We start from the raw sequence: 255 nt of genomic DNA, 5'->3' as shown, positions 1-255 counted from the left end.
ATACTGACAAGAAAGAGTACGCACCGGCAGAAGATCCGGGTGTGGTTTCCGTAACGGAAATCTACGAGTACTACAAACAGCACGGTTACGAAACCGTAGTCATGGGCGCGAGCTTCCGTAACATCGGCGAAATCATTGAGCTGGCAGGCTGCGATCGTCTGACGATTGCTCCGGCACTGCTGAAAGAGCTGGCGGAAAGCGAAGGCGCTATCGAACGTAAACTGTCCTTCTCTGGCGAAGTGAAAGCGCGTCCTG

Annotated in this window: 1 pseudogene; it reads left to right on the top strand. The window is 53.7% G+C overall.

Going from position 1 to position 255, the window contains the following annotated elements:
• Positions 1-255 (top strand): annotated as a pseudogene (locus tag FDX22_RS27455) (transaldolase B); the annotation flags it as partial.

The sequence above is a fragment of the Citrobacter sp. TBCS-14 genome (assembly GCF_005280805.1).
Classification (GTDB): domain Bacteria; phylum Pseudomonadota; class Gammaproteobacteria; order Enterobacterales; family Enterobacteriaceae; genus Citrobacter; species Citrobacter gillenii.
This window is presented reverse-complemented; position numbering and strand designations above follow the sequence as displayed.